Raw genomic sequence first — 16,196 nt, 5'->3', positions numbered from 1 at the left:
AAAGGGGTTGTTCCTTCCACTTAATTACCTTACGGCTAGAAAGGAGACCATTTTCTAAAATTTAATCCCTGTAAATATTTTTATGAACGAATCCTTTACCGATTCTACTTTGTTTCAGCATTTTGACCTTCTTGTCGCACAATATGGGTATGGCCTTGTTGGGGTCGTTGTTATGCTAGAAAGCATGGGGTTACCCTTGCCTGCAGAAAGCTTGCTGATCGCCACGGCTATTTATTGTGCAACCACCCATAAGATTCAAATCAGTTTTGTTGTTATTGCTGCTATAATCGGGGCAATTATGGGGGATAATTTTGGGTATCTTATTGGTCATCACTATGGATATCCCCTTTTAAACAAGCACGGTAAAAAAGTAGGGTTAACACCGAAACGGCTTGAGCTTGGCCGTTTTATATTTAGAAAATACGGTGGAAAAGTTATTTTTTTTGGTCGCTTTGTGGCTTTTCTTCGCACTTTTGTAGCTTTACTCGCTGGGGCAAGCCATATGGCATGGCATAGTTTTCTATTTTATAATGCGTTAGGGGGTATAGCCTGGGCTGGTGGTTACAGTTTAGGGGCTTATTACTTGGGGAAGGAAATCGTTAAAATTTCTGGCCCATTGGGTATTTTTATTGGTGTTTGTGTTGTTATAGGAATTGGCTTTTCCATTTTCTTCCTAAAAAGGAACGAAGCCAGACTTTCACAAGAAATGGAAGACGAAATGATGAGAGAAAAAGCAAAATAACAAAATAAGTCATCTTCTCTCCAGTTCTCGTCTTTCTCAGGTAATCGTCTTTTTTCTGCATGTAACGGTACAGTAGGGTTTGAGCTATGATCTTAGAAGAGAAGCTGTAAGCTGCTTGAGATGAGGCTACGAAGACCAATAAGAGGGAGTTAGAACGCATTCTATGTGCAGCTAGCGTTTTGTATATTCCCAGAATAGGGGTTTTCTTCCGGCCTTGAGTGCTTTTATTTCATATCGTGTTTTTGGCCAGTTTTCAGGATGGTGCTCTGAAAAAAAGGTAAGTTCAAAAAGAGATTGATCCTTCATCACAGTTTTTACCCAGTCCTGATAGGTTGGGTCATCGCTAGCAATCCGCCATATTCCTCCTGGCTGGAGAATACGGGCAACACGCCTTATCCTATCAGGATGGACAAAACGGCGTTTGGCATGGCGTGATTTTGGCCAGGGGTCAGGAAATAAAAGAAAAAATTTTTCAACGGTTTCATCGGGTAGAGCGTCAAGAAGAATTCTTGCATCTTTGTCCCAAAGTTTTAATGTTTTGGGTAAGGATGAAGAAAGGATATCGTGTTCTTGGACGTTTTCTGTTATCTGGGAAAGAAGAGAACATACCCCATTTAAAAAAACCTCACACGCAATATAGCCAACTTCTGGATGAGTTTTATATTGAGCTAAACTATGTTCCCCACTTCCGAATCCTACTTCCATCCAAATTGAGGTGGAAGGGGGATCAAAAATATGAAGGGGATTTTTACGGGCTGTTTCTAAATCAACCCGTAAGAGAGGAAGTGTATGTTCTAGGAGCCATTGTTGGCGTTTACGTAAGGGATGCCCTTTATTCCTTCCATAAAGGCGCTCAGCAGGAGAGGAGCTGTTCTCCTCTCCTGCTAAAGGGCTTAAGAAGCTTTTTTTATGAGAGTCCATCTCCAGGACAGTATTATCGGTTAAACGCATTCCTTAGGGAGTCGACTAAATCTGTTTGCTCCCATGGAAAATTATCTTTCTCCATATCAGGTTCACGGCCAAAATGCCCATATGCCGATGTTTCTGTATAAATGGGACGGTTTAAGCGAAGATGCTTTCGTATTCCCCGTGGAGATAAATCCATAAGTTCTCGTAAAACACCCTCTAGCTTGGCCTCATCAACATCTTTTCCAGTGCCATCTAAGTCTACATAAACAGATAAGGGGTGGGAGATACCGATGGCATACGAGATTTGAAGGGTACAACGGTCTGCAATGCCCGAAGCGACAACATTTTTTGCAAGGTAGCGGCAAGCATAGGCAGCCGAGCGGTCTACCTTAGTGGGGTCTTTTCCAGAAAATGCTCCACCCCCATGAGGGGCAGCTCCGCCGTAGGTATCAACGATAATTTTACGTCCTGTAAGCCCACAGTCACCATCAGGGCCCCCAATCACAAAGACTCCTGTGGGGTTAACGTAAAACTCATCGATAGGGCACATCCACCCTTCGGGAAGGGTCTCCTCAGCAATGTCAAGGAGCATTTCCTTAATTCGGCTTTGGCTCATATTTTCATCATGCTGAGTTGAAATGACAACCGAGGTAGCTCCTATAGGTTTACCGTCTACATAACGTAAGGTAACCTGGCTTTTAGCATCGGGCTGTAGGCCTGCCACACGTTGATCATCGGCTTTGCGTAGATCGTGAATGGTTTGTAAAAGTTTATGGGCATAAAAAATGGGGGCTGGCATAAGAGGTTCTGTTTCAGTTGTGGCAAACCCAAACATAATGCCTTGATCACCCGCACCTTCATCTTTCCCCTCTGCACTATCTACACCGCGGGCAATGTGTTCAGATTGGGCATGAAGGACGGATTGGATATCGGCGGTTTTCCAGGAAAATCCTTCTTGATCATATCCAATATCTTTTATGGCCTCTCGAGCTTTTTCTATAATCAGGTCACCAGTAATAGAGGCAGGGCCTCTTATTTCTCCTGCGAGAAGAACTTTGTTGGTTGTAACCAGCGTTTCACAAGCAACGCGTGCCTCACTATCTGCTGCGAGATAGGTATCAAGGATAGTATCACTGATCCGATCAGCTACTTTGTCGGGGTGGCCTTCAGAAACAGATTCTGAAGTAAACAGAAAATCGCCTTTATTACGCATGATATTTTCTTGATTACCTCTTTAACGCTAAGAGCAAATGCCATAATTACGGATTTATGGATGAAATAAATATATACAGCATCGTTAAGCGCAATATCTTATCAGCGTCAAGGGGAATTGAAGAAAATTAGGTATCTTTTTAAAAATTATTAAATTATATAATTTTAACTTATAAAAAAACGCTATAATAAAGCCTGTTGTATTTTTTTAGTAAATAAAAAAGGCCATAGATATGGATATAGACACTGTAGGACAGGGCAAAAGAGAATACAGATAAAAAAGACCTTGAACGCTACCTTGATGGAAATCTTAATAATAGTGAACTGGTTATTGGAATTGTCTGTGCCGTTGGAACAAACTATAAACTTGTTACAGAGCCGCTACAAAACCGATTAAAAAATTATGGCTATACGGTGCATGAAATTTGGACTGCTAATCTTTTAAAAAAAGAAGATGGGATACCAGATTTAAAGATATCTGGAATAGAAAAAGGCAAAAAAACTCCGAAGAATTTAACAAAAGAAAGCGCTTTATGCTTGCTGGCAATAAGTTAAGAGAAAAGAATAGAAATTACATATTGGCTGCGGGTATTTCGAGTAAAATAAACTCTTCAAGGAAAATGAATAATAAAAACGCCTATATTATATTTTCTTTGAAGCATCCTGATGAAGTTGTTTTTTTGCGCAAGGTATATGATGCGGGATTCTATTTATTAGGTCTTTACACTGAAAAACCGAAACGTCTTGAATATTTGACGATTGAAAAACAGCTTAGTGAAAATGAAACTGAAGATTTGATAAAAAGTGATGAAAATGAAGAGGAAGAATATGGACAAAAAACCCGTGACACTTACCATTTAGCAGATTTTTTTCTCGCTTTGGGAAAAATATAGATCATGTAAAAAATATCTTAGACCGTTTTTTAGAACTTATTTTTTCGCGCCCATACAAAAATCCAACCTTTGATGAATTTGCCATGTTTATGGCTTTTAACAGCTCTACCCATTCTGGTGATCTTTCCCGTCAGGTTGGGGTTGTTATTACCCGTAAAAAACAGATTATTGCAACCGGTGCCAATGAAGTGCCGCAAAGTGATGGTGGAGTATATTGGGCAAAAGCGGATATATACGGTAAAGTTGATGATGAGAAAGAAGGAAAAGACTATAAATTAGGGTATGATCCAAACAAGCGTGAGCAAAAAAACATAATTAACGATATTATAGCACGCATAAAAGAAGATAAGATTTTTGATAACCTAATAAATAATGAAGAATCAGAAAAAATTTTTGAAAAAAAATTAGAAAAAATTCTTAAAAAAACCGCTATTGCAGATTTAACAGAGTTTGGCCGTGTTGTTCATGCGGAGATGAATGCGCTTCTTTCATGTTGTAGGGTAGGAACACCAACAAAAAAAGCTACTCTATATTGTACCACTTTTCCTTGCCATAATTGTGCCAAGCATATTGTTGCCGCAGGTATAAAGAGGGTTGTGTATGTTGAACCTTACCCGAAAAGCAAAGCTATAGAACTCCATAAAGATTCTATAATCATTAAAAATATTCCAGATGGGAGTAAGGATACAACTAAGGTTGTATTTGAACCTTTTACAGGCGTAGGGCCCAGAAGGTTTCTTGATCTGTTTTCCATGAGTTTGGGGGCTGGTATAAAAATCAAGAGAAAAGATTGGAAAGGTGACATTGTCGATTATAAAGGAAATAAGGATAATATTAAAATGAGAACCCCATTGTTGAGCAATGCTTATTTGGGGGTTGAACAAGAGGCTATAAAAATATGGAAAAAAAGAAAAAGAAAAAGAAAAGGATTGAAATTCCTGGTAAGATCTTTTGTTAAAAGGGTTTTATTTTGGGTATTTAAGGGTTGTAAAATATAAGCAGAGGTGATGCCTTTATTCCAACTCTAGCACATTCTCCATAGAATAAAGGCCAGGTCGGTGGCTTTTACTCCATAAAGCGGCTTGGACAGCGCCTTTAGCAAAAAGGCTACGGTTAAAAGCCTTATGGGTAAGAATAATTTGTTCGTCTGCTGAGGTAAATGAAACTTCGTGCTCACCGATAATTTGCCCAGCACGAAGAGAAGAAAAACCAATAGCCCCCGTTTTACGGGGCCCTGTAATGCCGTCTCGTCCACTTTCACGCATGGAATCCAGCTCAATGCCGCGGGCTTCAGCAATGGCTTTTCCCATAGAGAGAGCCGTACCTGATGGGGCATCGACTTTTTGTCTATGGTGAGATTCTACAATTTCGATATCGTAAGAGGATGCAGGAAGGGCTTTAGCCAGTTGGGCAGCGATACGAGTGGCTAAAACAACGCCCGCAGAAAAATTCGAGGCTTGCACAATGGCTATTTTGTGAGAGGCTTTAACGATTTCTTTTTGATCAGCGGGGGAGATACCGGTCGTGCCTAATATCCAGGCACATTGGGTTTGAACGAGGGCCTTTGCATGTTGGTTTATGGTAGAAGCATGGGTAAAATCGATAACCACATCGCATACAGCAGCCAGCTCAGCAAGGGTTTGAAAGAGAGGCGTTGGGATATTTTTCCCCTCTTTATTCCTGCTGTAACCGCCAACTAAAACAGCCTCTGTTGTCGCCAGAACTTCATGAACAAGCAGGGTGCCAACGCGCCCAGTAATGCCTGCAATACCAATTTTTGTGGCCATATCTTTTCCTGAGATCAAAACTTACATAATAACTTACGTAATCAGATAAATACCGTACTTTGCCTGGCAAGTTTTACAAGCAAGAAAAGCAAGCTTCCTTATAATCTTACAAGATTGAAGGGAGAATCAGTTTTTCCCTTCAAAAAAATCTTTTACTTTTGCAAAAAAACCGCTGGCTTGAGGGTTTGATTTTTTTAAATCAGTTTCCTCATTTTCAAATTCTTCAAGTAATTCCTTTTGGCGTTTGGATAGATGCTGGGGTGTTTCTACCATAACCTGAATATACATTTCTCCACGGGAGGTCGAACGTAAAACTGAAAACCCTTTTCCCTTCAAGCGGAACTGGGTGCCGCTTTGCGTACCAGCGGGAATTTTAACCTTGGTGCGACTGCCATCAATAACAGGAACTTCAATTTCTGCTCCAAGAGCTGCCTGGGTCATCCGAAGGGGAACGCTACAATAAATATTCGCTCCTTCACGCTGGAAAATATCGTGAAGCTCGATATTGACATGCACGTAAAGGTCGCCAGCAGGCACACCTTGGCCACCGGCTTCTCCTTCCCCTGAGAGACGAATACGGGTACCATCTTCAATACCTGCCGGGATTTGGACTTCCAGATGGCGCTGTTTTTCTCTGGTGCCTGTGCCATGACAGACCTTGCAAGGGTGGGTAACAATATGGCCTGTTCCATGGCAGGTTGGGCATGGGCGTTCGACTAAGAAAAACCCCTGCTGAGCCCGAACTTTTCCTGCTCCATGGCAGGTTGGGCAGGTTTCTACCCCTTTATCTTTATCTTCTGAGCCCGTTCCACCACAAGCTTCACAATTGACCCGAGAAGACACTTGAATGGTTTTGTTGACACCAGAAAAAGCTTCTACAAGGGATATAACAACCTGGGTTTGAATATCTGCCCCGGAGCGTCGGCGCCCCCCACGGCGTCCCCCCATCATATCCCCAAACATTTGTTCGAAGATATCTCCTAGGCCGCCACCAAAATCGAAACCTGCCGAAGGGCCACCTCCTTCAAATGCCGCATGACCAAAACGATCGTAGGCTGCCCGTTTTTGCTCGTCTTTTAGGACATCATACGCCTCGTTAATTTCCTTGAATTTCAGTTCTGCTTCACTATCCCCAGCATTACGGTCGGGGTGGAATTTCATGGCCAGTTTTCTATAGGCCTTCTTTATTTCATCTCCAGAAGCATTACGTGATACTGAGAGTACCTCATAATAATCGAGCTTGGCCATTGGTTTCCTCTATATGTGATAGACCTTCACAAAAAACTTGTTTGGGCTTTAACAGAAAAGAAGCCCGCCTTCAATAGAAGAGCGGGCAACTATGCAAATACCGAAAGGGTGTTTTCGTTCTCGTGTGAGAACTTTAAAAACCCTTATTGGCCCTTATTCAGATTTTTTGTTGTCAACATCTTCAAAGTCAGCATCGACAACATTATCATCCTTGGGTTTGGAGGCCTGCGCATCAGGGGGTGCACCTGGATCGGTCGCTCCTGCTTTGTGAAGGGCCTCGCCAATTTTCATGGCTGTTTGGGAAAGCTTTTCAGTTGCAGATTTTAATCCTTCAGCATCTGTACCTTCCATGGCGGAGCGTACGGCTGAAATAGCGGATTGCGCCTCGGATTTATCTCCTTCAGGGATTTTATCCCCATTTTCTGAAAGGGTTTTTTCAACTTGATGAACAAGGGCATCGGCATGGTTACGGGCTTCTACCATGTCTCTTTTCGCCTTATCAGCAGTAGCGTTAGCTTCGGCTTCTTTCACCATGCGTTCAATGTCGTTTTCAGAGAGGCCCCCAGAGGCCTGAATACGAATTTGCTGTTCTTTGCCGGTGGATTTATCCTTTGCTGAAACCGAAACAATGCCGTTCGCGTCAATATCGAAGGTTACTTCAATTTGGGGGATACCTCGTGGGGCCGGAGCAATGCCGGTAAGGTCGAAATTTCCGAGCAGCTTGTTGTCTGCTGCCATTTCTCGCTCACCTTGGTAAACTTTAATGGTTACGGCGCTCTGGTTATCTTCAGCGGTGGAGAAAACCTGGCTTTTCTTGGTGGGAATGGTGGTATTGCGGTCGATCAGGCGGGTGAAAACTCCACCAAGGGTTTCGATCCCCAAGGAAAGGGGGGTAACATCCAACAAAAGAACATCTTTAACATCGCCCTTAAGAACCGCCCCTTGAACAGCAGCCCCAATGGCTACCACTTCATCAGGGTTCACATTGCGGGCAGGCTCTTTTCCGAAAAACTCTTTAACAACCTCAATCACCTTCGGCATGCGGGTCATACCGCCGACGAGAATAACTTCATCAATCTCACTGGAAGAAATGGCAGCATCTTTAAGAGCGGCCTTACAAGGGTCAAGGGTGCGGCGGATAAGGTCATCCACCAGGCTTTCAAGCTTGGCACGGGTGAGTTTGACAACAAGGTGTTTGGGCCCTGAAGCATCGGCGGTAATGAAGGGAAGGTTGATTTCTGTTTCTTTAGAAGAAGAAAGCTCAATCTTGGCCTTTTCAGCCGCTTCTTTTAAGCGCTGAAGGGCGAGCTTATCCCCTCTGAGATCAATTCCCTGATCTTTCTTGAACTCATCTGCAAGGTAGGAAATAATCCGGGCATCAAAATCTTCACCGCCAAGGAAGGTGTCTCCATTGGTGGATTTAACTTCAATTACACCGTCAGAAATTTCCAGAACGGAGATATCAAAAGTCCCACCACCTAAGTCATAAACCGCAATGGTGCCGCCGTTTTTCTTTTCCATCCCATAAGCCAAGGCTGCTGCGGTGGGTTCGTTAATAATACGAAGAACCTCAAGCCCTGCAATTTTACCAGCATCCTTGGTGGCTTGGCGTTGGGCATCATTAAAATAGGCTGGCACGGTAATAACGGCTTGGGTAACGGGTTCACCAAGATAGGCTTCCGCTGTTTCTTTCATCTTACCCAGCACAAAAGCAGCTATTTGTGAAGGAGCATATTTCTTATCCCTGGCTTCAACCCAGGCATCTCCATTATCACCCTTAACAATAGAGTAGGGAACCAGATTTTTATCTTTTTCTACTGCGGGATCATCAAACCGGCGGCCAATAAGGCGCTTAACCGCATAGAGAGTATTGGAAGGGTTGGTCACAGCCTGGCGCTTTGCGGCCTGGCCTACCAGCATTTCACCATTTTCCGTGAAGGCCACCATGGAAGGCGTGGTTCTTGCCCCCTCACTGTTCTCAATAACCTTGTTTTCATTCCCTTCATGGATAGCAACACAGGAATTGGTTGTTCCAAGGTCAATACCGATCACTTTACTCATAAAAATCTCCTTTGTAGCAATTCTGAACCGCCCGTAGCACAGGAACAGAACCCTCAATAATCTGTTAAATATTTAAAGAAAGACTTAATACCTATGATAGCATATTGTTTCTCTTTCCTATTTTTATATTAAGATATTCAGTTTTATAAACTGTTACAAGAGCCTAGAAAAGAAGAACTCCCTTATTTTTAAGGGTTATGGCCCTTGAGCTTTTAAGGAAAATCTGACTTTAGCGTATAAATTTGCTCTTTCAATTCTTCATTTAAGGTAAGAAAAACAAAACTTTTAAAAGGGTAAAAAGTTTGCTCTTGGTTTTTATAACGGCAGGCTTTGGGGATGAAAAGGGCCGTAGCCCTTACACGAGCTATAAAATTAGCCATAAATTTCTTAATTTTCTGAAGCAGGAACCTTCTCGTTTTTAGCGACGACGACCATGGCGGGTTTTAAAAGCCTGCCATGCAGAGTCCAAGTGAGGGTCCAGGCTTGAAGGATGGTGCCTGTAGGGTGGTTTTCGTCAGGTTGTTCAGCCATGGCTTGATGAAGGTTGGCATCAAACATGGCTCCAGTTGGGTCAGTGCCAACAATACCGTTACGATCAAGTATCGATAAAAAAGATCGTTCTGTTGTTTCAAACCCTTCACGCATTTTGGTAATGATGTCGTTCTCGCCTTCTTGCTTGGTGGGGAGGCTTGCTACGCCACGCCTTAAATTTTCAGCTGCCTCAACGATGTCACGTGCAAATTTTTGAACAGCGTAAAGGCGTGTATCTTCCAGCTCCCTTTTATTACGGGCACGAATATTTTGGTTTTCCGCTTCTGAACGCATCCATTTATCTTGCATTTCTGCTAATTCATCTTCAAGAGCTTTAATTCGCTCTTGGGGAGAGAGGTCGCTTTGAAGGGAGTCCTCTTTCTTTTCCTCTCCTTCGTTTCCTTCATGGGTTTTGCCCAAAGAGGCACTGGCGCTATTTTCTTCCTCTGAAGAGGAAAAAGAAGGTTCATGATTGTTTTCTGTCATCTTCTTCTTTAAATAAAAAAATGTTTACTGATATGGTTAAGCCGTGGTCTTCTTTTGAAGAACGCAAAGAAATAAAATTTTATACTCATAAGACCAGATTAACACTATAATATAATTACAGCCTGAAACAGATGCAACCCTGCTACCGGATGAGCTGCTTAAGGGGTAGTGAGTATAAGGGAATTGTTTCTGGCAAAAATACCTGCTTTAAGGTATCTTTTCAACGGCTTTACTCACATGAATGGTCTGTTTTTGTTAAAGGGTGCCCAATGGAGCAAAAAAAACCAACCATTGCTTTGGTTGATGATGATCGTAATATTCTTACCTCTGTCACGATGATGCTGGAAGCCGAAGGGTTTATCGTCAGAACCCATACCGATGGGGAAAATGCCCTTAAAGATATTTCGGCGCACCCTGTTGATTTAGCGGTTTTGGACATAAAAATGCCAAGGATGGATGGCATAGAATTATTGCAGCGCCTAAGAACGCGTTCCCAGCTGCCGGTGATATTCCTTTCTTCCAAGGATGAGGAAATAGACCAGCTCATGGGTTTGCGCCTGGGGGCAGATGACTATATTACAAAGCCTTTTTCTCCCCGCCTGCTTTTGGAACGGATTAAATCCCTTTTGCGGCGTAATGAATTGAGTAAGGCAGAAGCTAACGGGGAAAGCACCCCAGGCGTAATGGTAAGGGGTAACCTTTCCCTTGATGAGACGCGCCATCAATGCCTGTGGAAAGGCCAGGATATTCAGTTAACAGTGACTGAATTTCTTCTGGTTAAGGCTCTGGCTTCACGGCCTGGCCTTGTTAAATCAAGGGACCAGCTGATTGATGCGGCTTATGGGGAAAACATCTATGTGGATGATCGAACCATTGATAGTCATATCAAAAGGGTAAGAAAAAAATTTAAACAGGTTGATGATGACTTTAACCAGATAGAAACACTTTATGGCATTGGGTATCGATATAAAGAAGAATAGTATAAAAAAGACTCTCAAGCATTTTCTAAGCTTGGAGGCCTAGCCTTGTTTTTGTTTTCACATAAAAAAGCCAGACGGGTTTTGAAGCGTCGTAGAATTAAGGTTTTTTCTCCTCTTCTTCGGCGTATTCTGCTTGTTAATATTATCCCTCTTGCTGTTTTAGTTGTTACCCTGCTTTATCTTAACCAATTTCAAAGCAGCCTGATTACCGCAGAAGTTACAGCTTTAAGGGAGCAGGCTAGAATATATGCGGGGGCCCTAAGCCAAAGTGCAACCGGTATACTACCAACATCGAGTAATAAGGAGGTTGAAACGTCTCCTTTTCATAACTACCCTGCTTTTCAGGAGTTTCATCTCCAAAAACCTCATACCCCCGAAACGGTTCTTCTCTCCCATCTGGCAGAGCCCCTTTTAATGAGCTTGGCCAATCCAAGCCCCAATATTCATGCCAGGCTCTATGCCCCCAATGGGCAGTTGATCGTCGATAACCGGGAACAGAAAAAAAAATATTCAAAAAAGACAAAAGTCCAAAATAAAACGCCCCTGATCTCGCCCCCCCCAAATTTGCAGGATGTTTTCCCCATGGAGGGTGGGCAGGCTGAAACCCTTCTCGAGAAAGTTGATGATTCGAATGAAGAGGATATTAAGGTCGAGCCGAGCTTGTTTAATACCATTGTAGAAAGTATTTCAGATCATCTGATCCATCTTCTTTTTTTTAACAGGCATAATCAGCTTAATATTCCAACGGAAGCAGGAAATAACCCCAACAAGCAGCCTTCCTTTATAGCGTATCCTGTAACCGATAGCCGAGAGACTCCCCCTTATATTAGAAGAAGTGTTCATCACCATTTGCTTATTACAGTGGCAGAACCTGTACGCCATAATGGCAAGACTGTAGGGATTATCCAGCTGACCAGAGCAGCGCAAGAAGTGGATATGTCCTTATTTGCTGTGAGAAGTTCTATATTGGTTCTGTTTTTATTGGCGTTAACCATTACAATATTTCTTTCATGGTATCTTTCTCGCACGATTGCGCGCCCCATTCTTCGTCTGGCACGCGTAGCCCATGATATGCGTGAGCATATGGGTCGGGCGGTTACTGTCCCCCAAACTATTCTTGTTCGTAGTGACGAAATCGGAGAAATGGCCAGAACCCTTCAGGAAAGCGCAACAGCTTTATGGGCCAGGATTGACGCGATTGAACGTTTTGCTGCAGATGTTAGTCATGAATTAAAAAACCCTCTTTCCTCTATTCGTTCGGCAATAGAAACCCTTCCCGAAATAAAAGACTCTTCTCGTCAGGCCCGTTTATTGGAAATTGTCAGGGAGGATGTAAAACGAATGGACAGGTTGATCACAGACATCTCTCATGCAAGTAGGGTGGATGCAGAGATGTCCCGTGCGGATATTATGCCTGTTAATATCCTCCCTATTGTTCAGACCCTTTCAGAAATGCAGTTGACAACCCGTACAGAAACAGCCCCCCACCTTCTTGTGAAAATCCCTGAGAATAGTCAAAAAGAAGACTTTGTGGTGATGGGGATTGAAGGGCGGTTAGTTCAGGTTTTGCGGAACTTAATAGGGAATGCTATGTCCTTCTCCCCTCCAGAGGGAAAAATTATTATTGAGCTTAAACGGTTGAATAAAAAGGTTGAAATTACCGTAACAGATGAAGGACCCGGCATTCCTGAAAATAAATTAACCAGCATTTTCGATCGTTTTTATACAGAGCGCCCTCAGGAAGAAGGGTTTGGTCACCATTCTGGGCTGGGGTTGTCTATTAGCAAACAGATCATTACAGCCCTTAAAGGCGAAATTTATGCAGAAAATGTTATAGATCATAAAACAGGCACAACAGTTGGGGCGCGCTTTGTTATTTTGTTGCCAGCTTCGTAAAGGGGCTTTCTTCTTATAAAATTAAGAAAAAGCTTTTACCCATTGCCCATAGCGAGATCATATAACGCAGTGGGATTTTCAATTTTGACATGATGGCTATCGAGAAAGGAAATCATTTTCTGTTTCTTAAGCCACCCAAAAGTACGACTGACTGTTTCCATCGTTAAGCCTAGATAGTCTGCTATATCCAATCGTGTCATCGGTAAGGAAATCACAGTATTTTCTACGATATCTTTACCCCGGCAAACCACTAAAAAACTGGCAACCTTTTCCTGAGACGTTTTTCGCCCAAGAAGTAGCATTTGGTCTTGGGAGAAGGCTAGTAAGTTAATAGCCTCTTTCAAAATTTCTTTGCGCAGGGAGGGATAAAGGTCAAAAAGCTGTTCGAGCTTACTATGGGAGAAACGGCAAAGGCGTGTTTCTTCAAGCACTTCAGCACTGTAGCTATATTTTCCATCGTTGGTAAGGCCAAGGAAGTGGCCTGCGCCAGCAAACCCTATAATGTGGCGCCGACCATCGGGCATAAGTTTAAAAAGCTTCACAGTTCCGCTGGAAACACTAAAATAGTTTAAAGCCTCTTCTCCTTCTTCCATAAGGATTTTCCCAGGAGAAACATTCATGGTGTTTGTAATGGTGTTAAGCTTGAGTATTTCTTCTTTTTCCTGCAGCACATGGCAAAAGCTATGCGGCTTGTCGATGCATACCTGACAGTCGATTTTTATGGGGAAACTACCCGAGCGGGCTCCAGAACTGTCTTTTTTTAATAGGGAACCGACTTTCTTGCGAGAATCTTCTGGGGACCCGGATAGAGGTTTGGGTCTCTCCATTGTGCTGCTTTTTCCAGTCATGAAATTACTTTAACCTTTCTGCTCTGCTATATTCTGTAGGCAAACCATATGATAGGAAAAACAAAAATAAAGCTTCTTTTTTTTAAGAGCTCATTATGTCTCTATTGTTTAGGAACGCTTAAAATAAGTAATATTTTTTGCTATTTCAGTAAAAATATTAGGGTAATCAATAATTATTTTACAGGCACTCCTCAACACATGCTAAAATATATATAATAAATACTTTATTTAAAGTACCACAATAAAAATTTTTTGTTAAGCGTTTATTTGAAGAGTGTTTTCTATAGCAAATTGGAGGGGTAATATTGGTCTACTGCAAAATTTAATTAGTGAATTTATTATGAAACACAATTTTTTTTCATCTTCTCTTTTTTTCGGGGTGGCTTATTTTTTCTTGCCTGTTTGCTTTGCCCAGGCTCAAGTCTCTCCTTCTCCTTATGTTCATTCACAGCTACCAATAAGTGATTATTCGGTTAAAGAGCAAAAGCCCAGGGTTGCTTTGCCCAAGCAAACCCATTTTGATGAGGATTGCGGGATTTTTGAAACCTGTTCCGATACCAAGAAAGGCTTAGGAGCTCATGATGCTATAGTGAGCTTAAGTGCGTTGGGGGTCATTCCCCAAAACAAGTCTACCAATACTTCTATTGGTGGGCACATTAGTACGACCAATGCCGTTATGCCGGAAATTACACTCACCTATTTCTTTACAGACAATATCGCCATATCAGGTATTGCTGCCAGTACGCGCCATGAGATCCATGCTGTGGGAACAGCCTTGGGTTCTGTAGATGTGGGGAGTGCGTGGGTACTGCCACCCACTATTACCATGCAGTGGCATTTTCTTCCCCATGAGCGTTTCAACCCGTATGTAGGGGTGGGGGGAACCTTAGCTTTTTTTCATAACACTTCCCCCGGGGGTAAAGATGGGGCTAATCCGATAAGAAAGCTAGGCTTAGATACCACTGTAGGGCCTGCCATTCAGCTTGGTTTTGATTACCAAATTGTTGGAGACTGGTTTTTGAATGTGGATGTAAAGCAGGTCTTCTTGAATGTAACAGCCCACGTAAATGATTTTAATGGTAACCCCAATTACCCAGGTGTAAAGGCGCATACTTCGCTAGACCCTACATTGCTGGGTGTGGGTATCGGATATCGTTTTTAAGGAACCAGACAGCGCGAACGTAAGAATGTCATAGAAGTTGTTTGTGGGATAGGTTTTACTCCACGCTGTTTACCTAGGCTGTTTAGGGATTGTATTTATGGACCAGCAGGGATTCTCATATTCTTGCTGGTTCTTCTTGGTTTTGAGTACCCTTATATTTTGTAACTTTATGCGCACCACTATTTTATTGAATTCTCCCATTGATTCAGACCTTTTCCCTCTCGGAAGGCCTTAGCGTTACAGCCTGGAAGGCCGTTGAGGAAGGAGCAGCAGCCCTTCGCCAGATGCGTGAACCTTCTTTTATAGGCTTATAGCGGCTTCTTAAAAAATGAATGGCTTTAAAAATAGAGTAAAAGCAGTCAATATTAAAAAATATTTGTATCATGTCATAAAATATTTTTCTAAAAATGTTTTTCTCTATCTGTATCAATATTTTTGTGATGGATTTGTCGTATGTTTCAGAGAGTCTTGACATAAAAAACTTGCCTCGTCCTTTAATTTTCTGCAGAGTTTTTTGTGCTCCCCTATGATTTTCTATAGTCAGGAATTTTCCATGTCTTTTCCCTCTTTAATCGACACAGCGCAGTTTTCTCTTGAAACAGTTCGTGCCCACATTCAACATGCTTTACGGAAAGCCAAAAAGGAGGCTGCCCCCTATACGCATTGGTTGTTGGAAGATGTGTTTCCAGAAGAGGTTTGCGCTGCTCTTACAGCATGGGATCCTGGAAAATCAGCTATCGCTGGCGATACGCAAGGTCGTAGAGAAACGCATAATGCCAATAGAGTTTTTATCAACCAAGCCGTAAGGGCGCACTCAAAACCGCTAGCTTATCTTGCTGAAGTGTTGGATGAGGCCGAAACTCGGGCTCTCTTTTCTTCTGTAACGGGGAGTGAAGTTGCAGACAATTGGCTTAGGATGGAGCTTTGTTTGGATACAGATGGCTTTTGGCTGGAACCCCATACTGATATTGGGGCTAAGAAACTCACCTTTCTTGTCTCTCTTTCCCGCGGAAAAGGTTCAGAAGAGTGGGGAACCGATATTATGAATGCTGAAGGTCAATCGCTAAAGAGAGCTTCCGGAAAATTCAATTCTGGCCTGATTTTTATTCCAGCAGAAGATACCTGGCATGGCTTTGCCCGTCGCCCTATAGAGGGAATAAGAAGAACCCTTATCATAAATTTTGTTGATAAAAGCTGGCGGGCCCGTCACGAATTGGCTTTTGAAGAAAGAGCCTAGTCGTCTGGCCGTTTTTCTCAAAAAGGCGGTTTGAGGACAGACAATATCGTCTTATGAAGCTTGATTTTATGACAGTTAAAAGCCAATGAAGGAGAAAACCCGTAAGAAAAAAAGGGTTTAGTTGTGTTGCGGTAAAGTCAGAAGAATGAATAAATAGCGTTTATGCCCAGTGTAGGGTGCACGGATTATGAAGGATAAAAGGGA

Annotated in this window: 15 protein-coding genes; 8 read left to right on the top strand and 7 right to left on the bottom strand. The window is 42.5% G+C overall.

Annotated elements, in window-relative coordinates:
- Positions 1-82 precede the first annotated feature (82 nt).
- A complete protein-coding gene (locus tag JGUZn3_RS02750; RefSeq protein ID WP_203414219.1) occupies positions 83-742 on the top strand; it encodes a DedA family protein in 660 nt (219 codons plus the stop codon).
- 171 nt (positions 743-913) lie between these two features.
- On the opposite strand, the gene trmB is transcribed toward JGUZn3_RS02750, so the two are convergent.
- A complete protein-coding gene (gene trmB / locus JGUZn3_RS02745) occupies positions 914-1,663 on the bottom strand; it encodes a tRNA (guanine(46)-N(7))-methyltransferase TrmB (protein ID WP_203414762.1) in 750 nt (249 codons plus the stop codon).
- A 13-nt stretch (positions 1,664-1,676) separates the two neighbouring features.
- Positions 1,677-2,864, bottom strand: a complete 1,188-nt coding sequence (gene metK, locus JGUZn3_RS02740; RefSeq protein ID WP_203414218.1) for a methionine adenosyltransferase — start codon at positions 2,862-2,864, stop codon at positions 1,677-1,679.
- 413 nt (positions 2,865-3,277) lie between these two features.
- Between metK and JGUZn3_RS02735 the strand changes: the two genes are divergently transcribed.
- The 3 genes from JGUZn3_RS02735 to JGUZn3_RS02725 are packed head-to-tail and all read left to right on the top strand — an operon-like array spanning position 3,278 to position 4,754.
- Positions 3,278-3,418: a hypothetical protein gene (locus JGUZn3_RS02735; RefSeq protein ID WP_203414217.1), complete on the top strand. Its 141-nt coding sequence runs from the start codon at positions 3,278-3,280 to the stop codon at positions 3,416-3,418.
- On the top strand, positions 3,397-3,756 hold the full coding sequence (locus tag JGUZn3_RS02730) for a hypothetical protein (protein WP_203414216.1): 360 nt from the start codon (positions 3,397-3,399) through the stop codon (positions 3,754-3,756). Before JGUZn3_RS02735 ends, JGUZn3_RS02730 begins: the two co-directional genes overlap by 22 nt.
- Positions 3,753-4,754, top strand: coding sequence for a deaminase (locus JGUZn3_RS02725; protein WP_338030797.1), 1,002 nt, complete (start codon positions 3,753-3,755; stop codon positions 4,752-4,754). Before JGUZn3_RS02730 ends, JGUZn3_RS02725 begins: the two co-directional genes overlap by 4 nt.
- 15 nt (positions 4,755-4,769) lie before the next feature.
- Here JGUZn3_RS02725 and dapB read toward each other — a convergent pair whose 3' ends face one another.
- The 4 genes from dapB to JGUZn3_RS02705 all read right to left on the bottom strand — a co-directional run bounded on the left by dapB (position 4,770) and on the right by JGUZn3_RS02705 (position 9,869).
- Entirely contained in the window at positions 4,770-5,543 is a 774-nt protein-coding gene (gene dapB, locus JGUZn3_RS02720; protein ID WP_203414214.1) for a 4-hydroxy-tetrahydrodipicolinate reductase, read from the bottom strand.
- Between the two features lie 126 nt (positions 5,544-5,669).
- Positions 5,670-6,791 carry a molecular chaperone DnaJ gene (dnaJ, locus tag JGUZn3_RS02715; RefSeq protein ID WP_203414213.1) on the bottom strand — a complete coding sequence of 374 codons (1,122 nt, stop codon included), beginning with the start codon at positions 6,789-6,791 and terminating at the stop codon, positions 5,670-5,672.
- 153 nt (positions 6,792-6,944) lie between these two features.
- The gene (dnaK, locus tag JGUZn3_RS02710; protein WP_203414212.1) at positions 6,945-8,852 is read right to left on the bottom strand and encodes a molecular chaperone DnaK; all 1,908 of its coding nucleotides are present in this window, start codon (positions 8,850-8,852) and stop codon (positions 6,945-6,947) included.
- Between the two features lie 387 nt (positions 8,853-9,239).
- Complete coding sequence (locus JGUZn3_RS02705) at positions 9,240-9,869, bottom strand: nucleotide exchange factor GrpE (protein WP_203414211.1); 630 nt, start codon at positions 9,867-9,869, stop codon at positions 9,240-9,242.
- A gap of 269 nt (positions 9,870-10,138) precedes the next feature.
- On the opposite strand from JGUZn3_RS02705, the gene JGUZn3_RS02700 reads away from it, so the two are divergent.
- Together JGUZn3_RS02700 and JGUZn3_RS02695 are read left to right on the top strand one after the other, a co-directional pair.
- Positions 10,139-10,849 (top strand): response regulator transcription factor, encoded by a 711-nt coding sequence (locus JGUZn3_RS02700; protein WP_203414210.1) that lies wholly within the window; start codon positions 10,139-10,141, stop codon positions 10,847-10,849.
- Between the two features lie 45 nt (positions 10,850-10,894).
- On the top strand, positions 10,895-12,745 hold the full coding sequence (locus JGUZn3_RS02695) for an ATP-binding protein (protein WP_238996873.1): 1,851 nt from the start codon (positions 10,895-10,897) through the stop codon (positions 12,743-12,745).
- Between the two features lie 35 nt (positions 12,746-12,780).
- Here JGUZn3_RS02695 and JGUZn3_RS02690 read toward each other — a convergent pair whose 3' ends face one another.
- Positions 12,781-13,416, bottom strand: a complete 636-nt coding sequence (locus JGUZn3_RS02690; RefSeq protein WP_203414209.1) for a Crp/Fnr family transcriptional regulator — start codon at positions 13,414-13,416, stop codon at positions 12,781-12,783.
- Between the two features lie 517 nt (positions 13,417-13,933).
- On the opposite strand from JGUZn3_RS02690, the gene JGUZn3_RS02685 reads away from it, so the two are divergent.
- Positions 13,934-14,755 carry an OmpW/AlkL family protein gene (locus JGUZn3_RS02685; RefSeq protein ID WP_203414208.1) on the top strand — a complete coding sequence of 274 codons (822 nt, stop codon included), beginning with the start codon at positions 13,934-13,936 and terminating at the stop codon, positions 14,753-14,755.
- A 553-nt stretch (positions 14,756-15,308) separates the two neighbouring features.
- Positions 15,309-15,992: a 2OG-Fe(II) oxygenase gene (locus JGUZn3_RS02680; RefSeq protein WP_203414207.1), complete on the top strand. Its 684-nt coding sequence runs from the start codon at positions 15,309-15,311 to the stop codon at positions 15,990-15,992.
- Positions 15,993-16,196: the final 204 nt, after the last annotated feature.

The sequence above is a fragment of the Entomobacter blattae genome (assembly GCF_014672835.1).
Lineage (GTDB): Bacteria > Pseudomonadota > Alphaproteobacteria > Acetobacterales > Acetobacteraceae > Entomobacter > Entomobacter blattae.
Note: the sequence above shows the minus strand (reverse complement) of the source record. Positions and strands in the feature narration are given on the sequence as shown.

Coding starts and splice junctions, on each gene's coding strand:
- metK (WP_203414218.1), bottom strand. CDS start 2,864: ATGCGTAATAAAGGCGATTTTCTGTTTACTTCAGAATCTGTTTCTGAA.
- dapB (WP_203414214.1), bottom strand. CDS start 5,543: ATGGCCACAAAAATTGGTATTGCAGGCATTACTGGGCGCGTTGGCACC.
- dnaK (WP_203414212.1), bottom strand. CDS start 8,852: ATGAGTAAAGTGATCGGTATTGACCTTGGAACAACCAATTCCTGTGTT.
- dnaJ (WP_203414213.1), bottom strand. CDS start 6,791: ATGGCCAAGCTCGATTATTATGAGGTACTCTCAGTATCACGTAATGCT.
- JGUZn3_RS02680 (WP_203414207.1), top strand. CDS start 15,309: ATGTCTTTTCCCTCTTTAATCGACACAGCGCAGTTTTCTCTTGAAACA.
- JGUZn3_RS02685 (WP_203414208.1), top strand. CDS start 13,934: ATGAAACACAATTTTTTTTCATCTTCTCTTTTTTTCGGGGTGGCTTAT.
- trmB (WP_203414762.1), bottom strand. CDS start 1,663: ATGGACTCTCATAAAAAAAGCTTCTTAAGCCCTTTAGCAGGAGAGGAG.
- JGUZn3_RS02750 (WP_203414219.1), top strand. CDS start 83: ATGAACGAATCCTTTACCGATTCTACTTTGTTTCAGCATTTTGACCTT.
- JGUZn3_RS02705 (WP_203414211.1), bottom strand. CDS start 9,869: ATGACAGAAAACAATCATGAACCTTCTTTTTCCTCTTCAGAGGAAGAA.
- JGUZn3_RS02730 (WP_203414216.1), top strand. CDS start 3,397: ATGCTTGCTGGCAATAAGTTAAGAGAAAAGAATAGAAATTACATATTG.
- JGUZn3_RS02700 (WP_203414210.1), top strand. CDS start 10,139: ATGGAGCAAAAAAAACCAACCATTGCTTTGGTTGATGATGATCGTAAT.